Genomic DNA, 16536 nt, shown 5'->3' on the forward strand with positions numbered 1-16536 from the left:
TAGGTTTTTAAAATGGCCAAGTAACGTGCAATGGTTTTTCCATCCACGGTAATTTTATGATTGAAAAAGAGAAAGGTGATTTTAGCATTAAAATATCATACGCTCGCTTTTCTACCGTCAGTTCCCAACGGTCTTCGGTTTCACGCAAAATTCCGTCTCGTACCAACCAATTTCCACGAAAACCATTGGTTGAGGTATCTCCAATAGCTGTCCAATGATGAATTGCAGCCTGAATCATTCCGTCAATAAGTTGTTTTTGATCTTCGCTCATTTCTATGCTACTCTTCACAGGTACATTCGGCGGAAGCCCAACTAAAATTTTATTTAAGGTCAACAACGACTCTTCAGTTTCGGTAAGTCCTGTTACGATATATTGTAAATAATGTATGGCATCCAACTGCACGTTATCAGATATAAAAGCTTTGTTTTTTACGATTCCTAAACGATCAAGTAACATTAAAAAATAGTTATTTAATAGTACCAATCCTGCATTTGGAATAGGAACGCCTTCTTCGGGGAATGAAGCTGATTCTGTATTCATATTTGTTTTATTTTGAGTTTTATATGTGTGTTCTTCTATTATTTTTTTGGATGATATATCATATGGTACCAAAGTTTTGTATGTGACTAATAATGCTGTTGGTAACATGGTTTTAATCGTGCCAATTGCTTTGAGAAAATCCTGCTGTTCTACCGCTTTTTTTCCGCAAGTTTCCCATAACAGTTCATTCCAAATATGTGTACTTGTAATCAAAGACCAATTGGAAGTTTGCCAAGCAGTAATTACTTTTTTGATAATGATTTCTTGTAAATTTTTTGTGGAAATTCCACGCATGTTTACAAAAGCTATATTCTCATACAGTTTACGCATGTCCAAGAGTTCTTTTTGCTGTGCTGTATATACTTTTGTCAACGCTGTAATTAGCGTTTCAAAATGAACCGTTTGTACAAATTTGAGCAACTGTGTTTCCGAAATTTGCTGACTGCGAAGTGTTTTTAAAACGATCAATGGTTTTTGTGCGATTAATTCGTTGACTACGCGTTCATAACTGTAGGATTCTTTGTGTAAAAACCAAGTTGGAATTTCATATTCCGTGATGAGATACTGACTTAATAATTCCACTTTTTCCGTTTCTACACACTTTTGTATCGCTTCCGAAAGTGAAACATCTTGTGTATGTTCGCTAATCAATTCAAAAATGCGATGCCTTTCTACTAAAATGGTTTTAAGTAGTTTAGGAATGACAATTGTATTGTTTTGAATGTGTTTTACAATGGTAATTTGATCTAATGTTGCAATTTCAGAAAGCGCATCAAATGTAATTTGCGTAAGTGTTACTACAATTTCTTTAGTAGATTTTTTTCCTTGAATGAATTCCACAACTTGCTTCCAAAAAATACGTTGTAAAGCTGTAATTATTTGTGAGTTTCCAAGTTGTTTTGCAATAGTAAATAATGTGTAAATTGACTTAAAAACGTCCGATTGTGCGCTAGAAGCATCATTCGCATTTAATAGCAAAAATGATTCAAGCTTGACGGTTTCGTTTATAAAATCAAGTTGTTTTTTAGCAATGGTAGTTTCCTGAATGATCGTTCGTATTTTTGAAGGCGATGTTTCTAATGCCATTACAAACAATGCTGAAAATGTATAGCTTTTTTTAGCAATGGTAATTTCTGATTTTGCGGTTTTTAAGTTAGAATGTAGCGCCTCAAACAATGCAACAATCGAAATATGATACGGTGTCTGTAACGATTGAATTTTTGTTGGGACTGTCTTCGTTTTTACAACAGATTTCAATGCTTTTTTCGGTTTCGCTTCAAGCGATGGAAATGTTTGTAGTACTGTTTTTTCAAATAGCGATACAAAACGACGCTCGTTACCACGATGTAGTTGATATGTTACCAACGATTGCCAAAAAAGATCTTGTAATATCAACTCAATTTGCGTGCTGCTAATGGTTGTTTTTGTAGCTGTTATTTTCTTTAAAAATGTAGAAATTAAGCGTGTGCGAATTTGTACGCCGTTTGAAACAAGATATGTAATTAACTTAGTTTCATTGGCTTTGAATTCGCGCGAAGCGATCTTTTTTGCACGGACCAATTTTGAAACACTTTCGGCAACATATACTTGCTGATTTGGTTGTTGAATCTGTTCGACAACTTCTTCTATTGGTGTTTTTGCAAGTTGAATTTTATAGTGTTTTTGAATGGAAGCAAATTCGCGTGCAGACCATGAAAGCGATCTTGTTTTTGATGTTTTTAATAGCAATTGAATTACCTCTTGAATGTCTGCTTTAGAAACTCGAATGCTACTTTCTTGTTCTTGTAAGTGCTGTAAAAGTTGAGTGAAAAATGTTGATGTATTTGTTTTTGGATGCTTCCAAAGAACTTCAAAACCTATAGTAATTAATACATTTTTTATGGCACGCAACGCGCTTGCTTTTTTCGGTTGCTTTGTGATTAACTCATTGATTATTTGCTGAATCTTTGTCAACAATGTGTAACTTTCTGGTTGAACAGCTTTTAAAAACCGTTCCATTCCGTATGCAGATACCAAAGCTGTAATATGAACAGTTACTTTTGATGTTTTTTCTAGTTTTTGAACAACTTTCCAAAATTGTACAGGCGAAGCTGAAATCCACTTTTGAATTGCTTTTTCTAATTCTTGAATGGTATTTGTTGAATTTGTTGTTTGTTCAATTTCTGCAACATAACGCAACACAACTTGTTGTAAAGCTTCATTGGAAGTAAATGTTTTTGTGCTTGTAATTTCTTTTTGATACAGCGTATTCAACTCTTTAAACAAAGAAATAAAGCTAGTTTTCTTTTGTGTGTTGTTTACATTTGACACAACAAAATGATCTAAAATTGTCAGTTTGGTTTGTTGTTGTTTTTTGGCTAACCTCTCAACGACAAAATCTAAAAATGCATTTTTGGCAACAGATGTATTTTGATTGGTAACACAAAACTCAATTCCGTAAGTATACAAATCTAGGGTTTGCACTTTTACATGTTTTGTTTGTGGTAGTTTTGATAAAAATGAAATTTGAGTCAACACGTTTTTAGACTGTGAAGGCGCCAATGCTAAAAATAAATTTTCAATCGCGGCAGGAATCAAGTCTTTTAAAACGGCTTTCCATATCGTTGGTTTTTGTTCAATATGTAATAGTATTTTTTGAAAACGAGGAGTATCTAATTTTGATAGATTAATTACCAGTTCGTTGAATTCGTTTTTCTGAACATTGGTGCTTCTTGCCGTTTCCGAATTGAAATAAGTTGCTACTTTTACCCAAAAATTTTCTTTTTGTTTTTCGGTCTTTACACGTGAAAAAGAAGTATTCTGTAATTCATCTGATAATAATTTTAAAATTGCGATAAAGCCTTTATCTATTTGAGAATATTCAGCAGCACGTTCTATTGCTTTTTCAATCAATTCAATCATCACATCATACGAAAGATTAAAATGATGTGCCATTTGTGTTACCGTACTTCTCACAAAACTGATTCTGTTAAAAATAGTACCGCGTTCTGTAAATAGATAATTTAAAATCCACAACCAGATGTTTTTCTTTAGATCGTTTGTACTCGTTTGTACAATGGTTTCTTTTTCTTGAACTTTGACAAATTCATCCGAAAAATTAATAATCTGCTGATGGTTATTCGGTTCTAATCCCGCAATAATTTTTTTAATAATAACATCTGGAAACTGCCAAGCAATACGCTTTCGAACATTTTCAGAACTTCCAATTTCTTGAATCATTTGTATCACATCCAAACGATTGTTTGTTAACTGTGAACGCATAATTTGTACAGCTGTTCCGTAGGTTTCTTGATAATTCCAAGGCAACATTCCTTGCTGTAAAAAATCGCGAAGTACATGTACTTGTGCAATATCTTCATGTACAATTTCTAAGGTTTTGTCACCGTTTTTTGGGTACATAATAAGGTCATACAAAGCAATACGCAATGCTTCTTCCAAGCGTACTGGAAGTTCGCTCAGCATGTTTTCGTAGGTAATTGTACCTAAATCGACTGCTAGTTTTTTAATTTTTAAGGTTTGACCTTTTGGACAAATACTGTCAAAAACACTGGTAATTACACGTTTCATCTTATACGCACTCCACGAACTGATATCAGTTTGTAATTGATGCGCAAGCCTTTTGGAATCGAAAGCTGTGTTCCATTGGCAACGTGTGACGATATGTGCTCCTTGACTATGCATTTGTTGGTGCTGGATTGTTTGAAATTTGTCTGAGTGTCGTAATTAAATCTGCTGCGGCTTTTGTTACTGCAGTTTCATCTATACTTTGCGTTGTTGTACTGTAAATATTGGCGTTAAACCAAGTTACATATTGTGGAATTACGGTTTTTAAATTGTCTTCACTTGCGTACATCGGACGTGCTGTAATTTGAATAGGCAACTGACTTTCCATAAAATAGGTGAGACGATGTTGCCAATCGGGAGTAGCGAGTTCTGGAATGTAATCTGGAAACATCCAAAGCAATGTATTTGCTAAAAACGAATCTGTAATGAACATTGTGTTTTGAGCGCCTTGATCGTTCTTCCAACTCACGGTAGCAGTCCAGCCATATGGTGTACTTTCTATAGGTGTAAAGGTGGCATCATTAAGCGTACTAGGATCGTCTATAGTTGTTAGTGTGTAATCAATATTTATAATTAGTAAGAAGTCCTTAATGTCTTGTGTTGGCATTGTGTTTAATTCCGCCGAAAGTGCAATGAAATCAGTATAATTTAATAGTATGTCTAAACTATAATAGATAGCATCTATCTCAATATATATTTGAAAACTTCCCGATTGTAATAATAGGTTTGTTTCAATGGCAATCATGCCTTTTCGCTCTGTAAGCAACCATATTGCCATTTCACTTTGTTCGTATGCAAGTGAAATTTCGTCTGGAGTTTTTAGAATTGGATTAAAATCTAACGTGTCTTGAACAAAATTGATATATAACGGTTTTAGCGTTAACAACATGCTAATTTTTAGTGAGATTGTTGTGTAATTTAAATTATCGAGCGACGTAATTTTTTCTTCCTTATTGATTCGATTTGTTTCAAAATAACCTTCGTGTTTATAGTTTTTTGTTAAAATATCGCGCAACATTTTTCGAGCACGATATGTTGCTTTAAAAGTTGCTATTTGTTGTTGTTCCTCGCGAGCAATATCAGTAACTAGTTGACTTAGTTCTTCTTCTGTTTCAAGTGGTTTATTACTTTCCAAGTAGTCAATGAGTTCTGCAGTGATTGTAAGTACAAAATCATTTAATAGCAATGCACCGATACTATTATATGCTTTGGTGCGATTGTACGATAAAAGCGTTAAGTTTTGTAGATATAAGCTTTTTATAATGACGCGATCTTTTAAGAAATCACCAGAATATACAGTGCCATATATCAACGTATCCATAATTAAAGGCGATTCACCATGACGTGCTAATAAGTGATCTAACAAGTCGTTTCTACGTTGCAAATTCACGGTATCATCTTCGTTATAGACTAACAAGCCATACATATACGAGTTGTACGGATCGTCCTGATATGCCAACCAACTTTTATGAGCCAACGTAGCATCTGATTCTGAAACAGGTCCAAAATTAAAAATACTGTTGTCTCGTAATAAAGGCGCTGCATTTGGTACACTTTCATACAACGATTGGTAAAAATAGGTTGGTGAAAATACTTCGAACGGCGCAGGATATGCTGGATTTGCTTTTTGTTCTGGAGTTTTAATATTGTTGTAATGTTCCAAATCGGCAGGCGCTCCTGTAATAGCATTTTTGAACGAAAATAATTTGTCAATATTTGCCAATTGCGCAAACTGATTACTTAATACCTGATCAAATAAACTTAAATACCCTTTTAACTGTCGCGATTGTGCTATTTGATATGCTGGCATGGAATCATTTGTAGCATTTAAGCCAACGGCATACGCTTCTGGAAATGTGTTTTGAATTGAATAATAACTCGTAATTTCTCTATATTTTCCTGTTGGAACTGCTGGAGCCATTTGTACTGAAGCAACTTCATTTACTTGGGAATCTGTTTGTTGCATCATTGCCAATTCGTCCATTAACGACATGTTGAGTGATGCGTTTAAACTTTTTCCTTGTGTACTTATTTGGAGGTTTGATGCATCGGCTTCGTTTACTAATGATTGTGAAAAATTGAAAGTTAAAATTTCATTTATACAACATGTAGCAGTAGGTAACAAGGTTTTTGTACCGCATGTAAAAGAAACTCCTGAAATAGATTGTACACCAGGTACTTCTTGGATCAATTTGGTAATTTCAAAAGCTTGAATGCTGTCTTTTTTTGGTTGAATGCTTTCCGAAGAAATCCAGCCGTTGTCTAAGGTTGGACCATTAAAAATATCGTTTGTGGCAGCACCTTTTTCTTTTAATTTGTCATAACCTGTTTGTACAACATCAGGAAAAATATATGCATTTATATTTTGAATAATTTCAGACATTACTGAATTAAAATCAGCATCTGATTCCAATATTAATTTCCCTGTAATGGTATATTCTTTTGGAGCTAAAACAATAGGTTTTAAAAATAATTCACCTACGTTTCGGCAACTGTTTAGTAAATAAAAAGTTTCGTTTTCTGTGACTTTGTTAATATCTGATGCATCAGTTGTAGTTGTATCTTTTTCATTCGGATCTAATAATAAATACACTGTGTAATAACCATTTACAAAAGGGAATTTTAAAAAAGATGGTATGATAACTACATTTTTCACACTCGCAATTTGATCAATAATATACTTTATGTAATCATTCACAGTAATGGGCGAAGTGGTTAAAATATTTTGCGGAAGATAAAACTGATTGTCAATTGTAAGATCTCCATTTTTATCTGTCAAGATATCTTTTATAGGAAAATTTGCGCAATACCCAAGTTCGGTAAACGCATAACATAACTGCTCTAAAATAGTTACGCCAGGATCACTCGGATTTAAGTTGGTCCACTCGTTACTACTATGTTTCTGAATGTACGCAAGACCTTCTGCTTTGAGCGCTTTAAAATCGAGCTCCAAAGGAAGTTGTGTGTCTATTATGTAATTTTCTTGCGCCATTATTGGTATGTGATTAAACTGTTTTTTGTGGTGTTATTTAATGATGGAACTAATAGAATTCCATCTGCTGATGCTACTTCCTGTAAAGCTTCTGTTGAATACTCAATTGCTCCTGTGTCAAAGTTTTTTGTACCGATTTGAAACGAAATTTCAGTCACTTCTAAAATGCTATCATAACTATTGATGAATGTTGCCAATTGAGCCGTATTCAATCCGTTATCAATAGTAATTTGCGTTTGCGCACTTGTAATCCAAGGCGATAAAAATATATTGATACCGTTGTTGACTTCCTTTTCTACAGTAGTGACATCTTCGCCAGGCTGCACTTGAATGGTTGCGGTAATTTGCACGTAATTCAATGTGAAATTCTCTGCAGAAACAGTTACGAAAGGCGAGACACGTTCGGCTATATATTGTTGAATTTCCAATTCTTTACATTCACTTAAAAGCGGTTGAAAGGCATTGGTTTCTGTTGCATCTGCTACCCGTTTTATGAGATAGGTAAACGCTTGTTTTTTGGTGTTGTCGTAAATAGATTTCGAATAGTACACTTCAGGAAATTCCAATCGGATTGCATTAAAATAATCCTCAATCGTCACCAAGCGATCTTTTGTTTTGAGTCTTGTGCTTACGCGCGAATTCATTTGTGTATTGGTTTCCGCAGCTTTGCCTCCAAACGAAGCAAATGGTTGTACAGTGGAAGCAATTTCTGGAATAGCAGTTTGCGGACTTGTAATTACATTTGCCAAAATTTGTGGCGTTTCTGTCGAAAAATCAGTTGACGCAACAATGCGTTGTAATGTAAATCCGTTGGTGTTTAAAAAAGAGGTTTCAGGGAAATCATCAAGATTGTTCGTAGTACCAATGGCAATCCAATAATTTGTACCTTCAACAGTATCGTGTACGGTTGTAATATCGTCTGGAATATCAATAGTGATAATTCCCGAACAGGTAAAACTATTTGTGTCATCTGCAATAGACGTTAGTGGTTTCCAGCCATCACAGCTTAAATAGGAATAGTTTACTTGTTTCGTTGTTAGTGTTGTTTCTGTATAAGCGCGTGCCAATTCAAAGTAAAAACTCACTTTCGCGGGTACAATCAAATCTTGTAATTCTAAAAATAGTTGTCCCTGAGATGTAAAAGTTGGCACTATAGGAAGCGTTGTTAATGGAGTAATAACACCTTTGTCATCTCTTGCAGGAGAACTTCCTAAGGTTGTATTTTTTGCGATTATTTTTTCGTCTAAAGTAGTGTCATACACTTTGTAATTTGCAAAAGGAGTATTGTAAAAGCATTGCAGTGGATAGCTTTGTTCATTTGTAGAAAAATCATAACTAACTGAAGCCGAATAGCTTCCTTGAAATGCACTCACCATGGGCACAAACGGAATATTTGGTGGAGAAACCAACGCTTGTTCGTCATCGGAATCTTTGATTTTTTCTGCAATAATTTGCGCATTAAATAAGGCAATAGCAGCCACTACTTTTGCATATAATTCGGTTCCAAAACCATAGGCTGGATCGGACAGTTTCATTTTTATAAAACCTGTAGTTGTTGTTTCTGTAAGTTGCAAAGGTTTTTGTTGCAATGTTACATCAACAGTAGCAGGATTGGGTGTTAATCCTAAAAACTGTACTTCTTTCGTAGGTTGTAGCGTTTCGTTGATGCTTAGTTCACTGCAATTATCAGGTTGGTTATATTTTAAAAAGAGCGGTACAGTAGCTACATTACAAATTCCACTGTCTGTCATTGAAATAGAAGTATCTATTGAATTCCATACACCGTTTTGTAAGGCTTGAAAATCTATGATAAACGAAGTGTTTGAAAAATATGGAGTATACGTTTCCAATACTTTATTATTCTCAGATTTGTTAAATAAACCAGCAATTTTTCCTAAAAACGATTTTTTTTCAGGCGCAACCGTTGAAAGTAAAGCATTTTGTTCGTCCGCAATGTTTTGACCTGATCTTGTTTTTGTGGAATTGATTTCGTTGTCAATATTGCTTTTTGCTGCTGTTACAGTCGCTTCATCTATTTTTCCCGCAGATGAGATATCATTTTTCAATGTAGTAAGCAATGTATTCAATGCAGTTAGCATGCCTTGATTTAGATTGATAATTTGAGTCATGGTTGCACTCAACGAAACTGGCATTTTTTGCAAAACCTTTTTTTGCTTGTTCACCAAAGTTTGTAGATCGGCTTGATTGCCCTGAATTGCTGTTACAGCATCAGTCGATGTCGTACTCGAATTTGCCAATTTTGTAAATAGTGTTTGCTCTGAGTTGGTTACGCTTGTATAGAAAGTGCTTTGCGAAGTCTTAATTGTGTCTAGTAATTTTACTAATGCTTCTACATCTATTGGTGTGCCTGAGTATATATTGTTTAAATAATTATTATACGCTACGTAATAATCGGCAAAGTTAAAATTAGGTGCAAACGGATTCCACGTTAGAGAAAAATACATGTCTGTAGTAGGCTTGCTGAAAATTTCAGCATTTCCAATCATAAAACTCTGATTCACTTTGGGTGCGCCACCTAATAACTGAAACGGTTTTTTAGGATTTAGTTGCCCAAAATCGTTGTACAATTGAAAGTTTTGCAATTCTTCTGCGCTCACTGTAATATCTAGTGTCGCAATTGCTAGTGATGAGATCGATTCTGTATAGCCTGGAAATACAACTTTAAGCAATGGCCATTCACTTGAATATCCATCAGGATTTTTGGTAAATGCACTAATTGCTGGATCAGTTGGATTTAATTGTAGCTGAATTTGATTTTCTACAATTACATATGAAAGATTATTTGACGCAGGAACTTTAAACCAAGCTTTTTCAGTGCTTAGGTAGAATTCGAAATCAGGTTGTGAAAATATAATTGCATCATCGTTTTCGAATGTAAAGTTGAGCGTAATCGTTCTTAATGTTGCTTCTGCCAAATAAAACATAGGAGAAGCAATCGTAAATGCCAACTCTTGCTTGGTTCCTTGTGGTGTTTGTGTAGAACCAAATGTTTTCCAGCTTTTAATCGCGCCAGCTTCATCTTTAGCAACTACATTTACAGGCGACAAATTTTGTAAATACAGTTCGGAATTGTACGTATCTAACGGTGTTTGAGCAAGTGTATACGCATTGACAATTTTTGCAGGATTTAACGATGTTTTATTCAGTGTTTCAAATAAAATTGGTGCTTTGTTTGCGTCCAATCCCGCAGTAAAAATAGTTCCTTTTGCTAATTGATAGGTAGCGGTTTTTTTTGCCAAACTGCTACTTGCAAAAACGGTGTCTGGTGAAACGCTGTTAGGTGTTTGTTTTAAAATATCCTTGTAATAGAAGTTTAGATGTTTCTCAGATAATGAATTCATCTGTGCTTGATAAATTTTCATCAAACTTGTAAACGTTCTTAATAGAATAGTATCAGGAAAATGGCCAGGCACAGTTTGTATCGTTTTCAACTCAGTACCTGCATACGAAATACACTTACTGTAAAATGTAAATAAAGATTTTCCTGTTCCTTTTAGACCATTAAAAATATCTAATCGTACTTGTTTGGTTAAGATGTAACTGATGATTTCTTTGAGAATGTCGTATAATATTTTACTAATTTTGATGTCAACATCAACAGCAGTTTCAAAAAATTTGATTACGATTGCAAACAACCATTCTCCAAATTCTAACACAAATGAAGCAAGCGTAACAAGTATGGTTTCTAATTCTTTTAAAATAGTATCAACCAGGTTTTTATAGTCTTCGGATGAAAACTCTTTTGTGTTGGTTTTGAGTGTATCTTGAAGAGAATTTAAATCGGTTAGTATATGTTGTATTGTAGTTGTTTTTTCCTCGTCACCTTTAAAATCTTGAATTTTTGTGTTTAATTCGTCTATGATTTTTTCAATTATTTCGAATAGTGATTCGATTGCATCTTCCACAAATGTCACTACTTTTTCAAGTATTGCTACTGTTTTCTCAAAGAATATTGCTATGGTTTTTTGTAAGGCAATAAAAGCGTCTATGATTTTAGTGATAATTTTCTCAGTAAGATTCAAGTGCGAACCATTTAGCGAAGCTTTGAGATCTTCCACATACGCCATAAAATCCTTAAAAAAGAAATATACATAGTCGCCTTTTGGTGTGTATTTTAGGTTTAGAAGTTCCCAATATGGAGTTTTTCCTTTACTTTCTTTCCATATTTTTTCGTCATAATTCTCAAAAAGATACGTGTTTACAGGTTTTATGTTTGGAATAATTTGATTGAGGTTAAGATCACTTCTTAAAGCTAAAAGTGCCCAAAGTATTGCACTCTGTTTTTCTTTTACTTGCTGAATGACATAGGTTTTAAGATTGTATTCCAAATTAGATTGCTGCATATAATACGTCCATCGTTCAATTGTTCGAAATACAGAAGTAAGCTGATCAAAAAGTTGATTGAATCCGTTTGAAATAGATGGCGTATTGAGATCAATTTCCAGACTTTTTTCTAGTTGCAAGCAGGTATTTATGAACAGCGAATATGCTTTTTGAAACGAAGTTTTGGCAATTGAAGCCACTAAAAAAACAGGATCTTTTAGTAAAAATGGAGACCAATTTCCATTGATGGTATTGGTGCGATCGTAAAAATTAAACAATGAGGCAAAGTCAGCTAGTAAACGCAAGTTGTCAGCTTCCGTTCTGCCATCTATCAAACGCGGATTTGGCACTAAAGCTTTTTCTAGTGCTGCCATCGTTGTATGTTGATTAAATTGACTCATTTGTTAGGTTATCGTTGTAAATTGGTTCCTTCTTTTATGTAAAAAGGATATACATAATTGTGTCTTGTATTGGTTTGATTGTACATGTAATCGATAGTAACTTCTACCAAGCCGTTTTGTAAATCTGCAAAAGCAACTTCAACGGCTATTACTTTTATTCTTGGTTCGTTGTTTAGAAGCGATGTTTTTACAGCTTCTCTAATTTCACCTTGTAATGTTGGGCGCATTTCTTTGAAGAAAAATGTCTGTAATCCTGAGCCAAATTGTGGCGTAAATGGACGTTCTCCAAAAGTTGTTTGCATGATCAAATTGATCATTTCATTGATGTTGGTTTCATACTTTGTGAGTTGCAGTTGATTATTTTCAGCAGAAAATGTCACTGGAAATGACCAACCCGAACCGAGAAACTCTTTTTGTATGTTTGTTAAATTATTATCCACCGATCATCACTGTAAAATCTCCTAAAACAATTGATCCGCCATGTGCGGTAGAATCTCCTATTCGTGCGGCAGGCATTCCGCCAATCATTACGGTTGCTGAACCTTTTACGATTGAATCTGGTGGCCCAACACAAACGAGCATATCGCCCACACGTGCGGCTGGTAATTTGCCAATTAGTACGGTGGGTTCTCCTGGTCCAATTACTGGTCCGCCCACATGCGGAATTGGAGGAAGTCCTGGTGTTACCATTGGACATTCATGAAAATCGGTTAATCTTGCTGCTGGTGGCATAGTTTTGTTTTTTTGTTAGTTGTTAGTTTTGAAGTAAAAAGGTTGTTAAGAAATTTACTAATGCCTAAAACCTAATCCCCAATACCTCTTTATTTCAAAGTACTTCTCGATACAATTTTCTATCTATCTCGCTATGCTCGATGTGATATAAAATCACTCGAAGTGACGTTTTGTTAGTTGCTGGTTTTGAATTAAAAAGGTTGTTGAGAAACTTACTAATCCCTAATCCCCAAAACCTAATTCCTACTTAGTTAATCATCACCATCGCTCCTTTAATAGTGGTTTCCGTTCCACCTTGAAGTGATGCCGTCATACTTCCTTCTGCGGAGTATTGCATTTGTGCGGTTTCTTTGATATTTAGTCCTTTTATTTGGACATCGCCACCAGATGATTCAATGGTAACACCTTGATCGCCTTGCAGCGTTAAATTTTGCGTGGCTTGGACGGTGATATCTTTGTCACTTTTGATGGTAATTCCACTTTCAGACATTACAATGCTGTTATTGTTTTGATCTTTGATGGTAATTTGCTTGTCTTCATCACTAAAAATCGCGGTATTTTTACTTGGTGTTTCTAGCGTAAGCACTTTATTTTCATCATCAAACTGAATGTTAATTCCCGATTTAGACACAAATGCTTTTATGGTATTTTTTTCATTCGGATCTAAACCATCAAACGGTTTGTTATTGTCAGCACTGTACATACTTCCTAAAATGATTGGATAACGAGGATCTTCATTCAAAAAACCTACCACGACTTCATCACCAACTTCAGGCATAAAAAATGTACCAGCGCCAGAAGTGGAATAGAAATTTGTTAATCGTGCCCACAATCCTTCACCATTTGGATCAAACAACGGAATATCTACCAATACACGGTATTGACTGTCTGGATCTTCATACATTTTCTTTACGGTAGCATTGAATAATCCTTGTGCGCCAGGTAATAAACCAGAAGCTGGCGGTGCCATGACATCTGGTTCTTCTGTAAACCAAATAGGAGACAAGCCTATGGAAACTTCTGTAACCCAATTTCCATGTCCAATAACATGCTGTACATTTGATATGATATGATCGCCATTAAAACGATCGCCCAATCCTGCAAGTGTGATATATTTTGCTGGATCGACTAAGTTACTTCCTTGAAATTTTACATCACCTTGAATTTTAGCATATGCACTTTTTACCAATGCCGCTTTTGACCAATTGGTTAAATCGCTTTCTTGTATTGGTGCAGTACTTTGCAATTCATAATCGGAAAGTCCAACGACTTCCGAGAGTTTTTTAGACGATAAATTTCCTGGGCCAGCATAACTACTTGACGCTTCTCCCGAAGTAGTTTGTTGTTGTGTAAAATCCCAAGAAGTTGCTTTTGCCGAACCTAATTGTGTTACGGAATTTAAAGAAGCGTTAAATTCCAATAGATTGTTTCCATACGCAATTTCTAATACAGAACTTGTATCATTATCTGGTGGAAATACGGACACTTTTCCATTGAGTGTTGTGACAATCATGCCGTTAGTTTCCGCTCTAGCGAGTAAAAAATCCCAATCGGTTGCATAGTATTGCACTTGTTCAGGCCATTCTGTCGTAGTAGCAGAAACATCAGCAGACAATCCATAATTTCCAATAATGGTGCTCATAATGTCACTATCTTTCTTTTTGGAATAGGTTAAACTTTTACGCCCAACAATCATTTTTACAGCTTCATCACGGCATTCAACAACCAATACAGAACCTTCGGCACCGTGAATACGAATACTTTGTTTGGTAATGATTCCTGTGAAAATTGTTTCGTTTTTAGAATCATAACCAGCTTCAATAGTAACCGTATTTCCAGGCACAAATGTACTTGACGAACTGACGCTAAAAGTTTCGTCGGCTGGACTTCCATCAATGATGACAATTTTTGCCATCGAAATACGATTGACGCCTTTTTCGACTTCAATTGATTGTACGTCCATTGCGTCTGGAATTGCACTTCCGTTGGTTTTAATATCGAAAGTGACTAAACCTCCGCTTGTAATTGTTGTTGATGCACTCATGTAGTTTATGTTGGTTTTATGATTGGTGGAAATAGTAATTGTTGTCCACCTTTTAATTGTCTAAATTTGTTTAAATCGTTGTATGTAGCAACTTGAATGTAATTGTATGGTGTATTCCATACTTTGTTTGATAATTGTGGTAAACTTTCACCTTGTACTACTTCTACCAAATGTGTAATGTCGGGAGAACTTTCATCGTCTTCTTTTTTCCGCTTGTCGGCAGAAATATATTTTCCGAAGCTTAATGAGATTTTTGCTCTCAGCGGACTTCCATCTGGTTTGAATAATGTATAGGTAGTATCAAACGATTTTAATACACTGTAAAATACCAAATCGCTTCCCCATTGTATTTTTACGAAATTTGGTCTATGAATGTCCCCGTTGTATGTGTATACAATGTCCTCTAAGGCTTCAATTTCCTTGTTTAAATCGGTTCGTTTTGTATCTACAATACCAGTACAATCAATGACAATGTCAAAACTGAGATTGTCGCTTGGTGTATGCTTGTATTTTTGAGACGTAGAACTCGTATCTATAGGTTGTTGTTCATTGTATTCAATACTTCGACTCCATTTTATAGATTCTGGATTGATCATTAGATTGTACGGATCGCCAGAGATTGCTTGCGTAAAGTTCTCATCTTTGTATCCTGTTATTTTCATGTATTCTAATGCCATAATCGTACTGGTTTATCGATTGTACTTTTCTCGTTTTTGTGCTTCTGAAATCATGCGTCTACAGGTTTCTAATACTTCATTTTTTAATAGGGAAGCATCATACGTGTTTCGCTTTGTATGTACATTTTCATGAACAGTTTTTATTTCTGTCTTGATGACTAATTCTCTGATTTCTATTGGCATAATTTGAGATGTATAGTTTTCTCGATAATCGAGATTTAAAATGCTTTGAAGCTTGCCTCTATATTTTAGGTGAACTCCTTGTTCATACCTCACAAATTTGTCCTGAGGTAGTTTACTGAATATTAAAATACGTGTATGCTAATTCAATACTTTCAATCAGTATTTCGCTTTCTTGCGATTTTAAATCGGATACCGAATAATTTATAGGATAGGCATTGTGAAACGTCCATTTCATCAATACTTTTCCTTCATTATCAAGTAAATCGACTGATACATCTTGTGTCTGTATTGCATTAGCCAATCCGCCGTCGAGCGTATTGGCACACCAAGTAATTAACTTTGATCCTGTTGGGACAATAGCTCTTTTGAGTACAAGATTTTTACTAGAGCTTGTGGTTGGTAATCGATATTTGAATCGATTTTCTCCACCGCTAGCCACTTCTTCTACACCGAGTTCTTTGCTGATTCCTGAGACTTCTTTAAAAGCCGCATCTTCTCCTTCAAACGAAAGTGAAAAATAGAATCCAACAGGATAATCACTATGATCCATTTGTAATAATTAGTTGTTCGTGAGCAATTTCTAAGGTATCAATAGCTACTTCGTTTCCATCAGATTTTAAGTCGGTACTCGTAATTTTTGTTGGCCAAGCATTGTTAAGCTGCCATTGCATTGTTACTTTTCCTGCTTCGTCTAATAGTTTTATTAAAACGGTTCTACGCTTTATTGTGTTCATAGAAATTTCTGCATGCCATTTCCAAAATGTATTATCGTTAACAAATACGCCACGTTTCATAGTTACATTTCCATACTTTACAATGCCTGGCATTTTTTCGGTAGAGAAAAGAGTACTATTACTTTTTCGGTATTCTATAATTTGATTTTCTACGTCCATTCCAGAAACTTCTTGGAATGCGACACCTTTCATTTCAGTTCCTAAATCTACTTCAAATCGGAACTTTGGCATGGGCCAGGTTGCGCCTTCTTTACTTCCATCATCTGCCATAATATTATGTTTTTAATGAGTTATTTTTTTGTTTTTTTTATAAGATTAACTGTT

General features: G+C 34.9%; 10 protein-coding genes. All 10 read right to left on the reverse strand.

Features of this window, described 5'->3' with window-relative positions:
- Window positions 1-7 precede the first annotated feature (7 nt).
- The 10 genes from ACRBBL_RS11690 to ACRBBL_RS11735 all read right to left on the reverse strand — a co-directional run bounded on the left by ACRBBL_RS11690 (window position 8) and on the right by ACRBBL_RS11735 (window position 16482).
- Window positions 8-4222, reverse strand: coding sequence for a contractile injection system tape measure protein (locus ACRBBL_RS11690; RefSeq protein ID WP_431369236.1), 4215 nt, complete (start codon window positions 4220-4222; stop codon window positions 8-10).
- The gene (locus ACRBBL_RS11695; RefSeq protein ID WP_431369237.1) at window positions 4215-7097 is read right to left on the reverse strand and encodes a hypothetical protein; all 2883 of its coding nucleotides are present in this window, start codon (window positions 7095-7097) and stop codon (window positions 4215-4217) included. The genes ACRBBL_RS11690 and ACRBBL_RS11695 overlap by 8 nt, the downstream gene beginning before the upstream one ends.
- Window positions 7097-11842, reverse strand: coding sequence for a hypothetical protein (locus tag ACRBBL_RS11700; RefSeq protein WP_431369238.1), 4746 nt, complete (start codon window positions 11840-11842; stop codon window positions 7097-7099). Before ACRBBL_RS11700 ends, ACRBBL_RS11695 begins: the two co-directional genes overlap by 1 nt.
- A gap of 8 nt (window positions 11843-11850) precedes the next feature.
- Complete coding sequence (locus ACRBBL_RS11705; RefSeq protein ID WP_431369239.1) at window positions 11851-12282, reverse strand: GPW/gp25 family protein; 432 nt, start codon at window positions 12280-12282, stop codon at window positions 11851-11853.
- Window positions 12275-12574 (reverse strand): PAAR domain-containing protein, encoded by a 300-nt coding sequence (locus tag ACRBBL_RS11710; protein WP_431369240.1) that lies wholly within the window; start codon window positions 12572-12574, stop codon window positions 12275-12277. Before ACRBBL_RS11710 ends, ACRBBL_RS11705 begins: the two co-directional genes overlap by 8 nt.
- A 247-nt stretch (window positions 12575-12821) precedes the next feature.
- Window positions 12822-14618: a type VI secretion system tip protein VgrG gene (vgrG, locus tag ACRBBL_RS11715; protein WP_431369241.1), complete on the reverse strand. Its 1797-nt coding sequence runs from the start codon at window positions 14616-14618 to the stop codon at window positions 12822-12824.
- Between the two features lie 5 nt (window positions 14619-14623).
- Entirely contained in the window at window positions 14624-15295 is a 672-nt protein-coding gene (locus ACRBBL_RS11720; RefSeq protein WP_431369242.1) for a hypothetical protein, read from the reverse strand.
- A 12-nt stretch (window positions 15296-15307) separates the two neighbouring features.
- Window positions 15308-15478: a DUF5908 family protein gene (locus tag ACRBBL_RS11725; RefSeq protein WP_431369243.1), complete on the reverse strand. Its 171-nt coding sequence runs from the start codon at window positions 15476-15478 to the stop codon at window positions 15308-15310.
- Between the two features lie 112 nt (window positions 15479-15590).
- On the reverse strand, window positions 15591-16028 hold the full coding sequence (locus tag ACRBBL_RS11730) for a phage tail protein (RefSeq protein ID WP_431369244.1): 438 nt from the start codon (window positions 16026-16028) through the stop codon (window positions 15591-15593).
- Window positions 16018-16482, reverse strand: coding sequence for a phage tail protein (locus ACRBBL_RS11735; protein ID WP_405300167.1), 465 nt, complete (start codon window positions 16480-16482; stop codon window positions 16018-16020). Before ACRBBL_RS11735 ends, ACRBBL_RS11730 begins: the two co-directional genes overlap by 11 nt.
- Window positions 16483-16536 lie beyond the last annotated feature (54 nt).

The organism is Kordia sp. (assembly GCF_050633145.1).
Classification (GTDB): Bacteria; Bacteroidota; Bacteroidia; order Flavobacteriales; family Flavobacteriaceae; genus Kordia.

What these genes read in the sequence shown, in the direction of transcription:
- ACRBBL_RS11690 (WP_431369236.1), bottom strand. Translation starts at nt 4,222, where the DNA reads ATGCATAGTCAAGGAGCACATATCGTCACACGTTGCCAATGGAACACA.
- ACRBBL_RS11695 (WP_431369237.1), bottom strand. Translation starts at nt 7,097, where the DNA reads ATGGCGCAAGAAAATTACATAATAGACACACAACTTCCTTTGGAGCTC.
- ACRBBL_RS11700 (WP_431369238.1), bottom strand. Translation starts at nt 11,842, where the DNA reads ATGAGTCAATTTAATCAACATACAACGATGGCAGCACTAGAAAAAGCT.
- ACRBBL_RS11710 (WP_431369240.1), bottom strand. Translation starts at nt 12,574, where the DNA reads ATGCCACCAGCAGCAAGATTAACCGATTTTCATGAATGTCCAATGGTA.
- vgrG (WP_431369241.1), bottom strand. Translation starts at nt 14,618, where the DNA reads ATGAGTGCATCAACAACAATTACAAGCGGAGGTTTAGTCACTTTCGAT.
- ACRBBL_RS11720 (WP_431369242.1), bottom strand. Translation starts at nt 15,295, where the DNA reads ATGGCATTAGAATACATGAAAATAACAGGATACAAAGATGAGAACTTT.
- ACRBBL_RS11725 (WP_431369243.1), bottom strand. Translation starts at nt 15,478, where the DNA reads ATGCCAATAGAAATCAGAGAATTAGTCATCAAGACAGAAATAAAAACT.
- ACRBBL_RS11730 (WP_431369244.1), bottom strand. Translation starts at nt 16,028, where the DNA reads ATGGATCATAGTGATTATCCTGTTGGATTCTATTTTTCACTTTCGTTT.
- ACRBBL_RS11735 (WP_405300167.1), bottom strand. Translation starts at nt 16,482, where the DNA reads ATGGCAGATGATGGAAGTAAAGAAGGCGCAACCTGGCCCATGCCAAAG.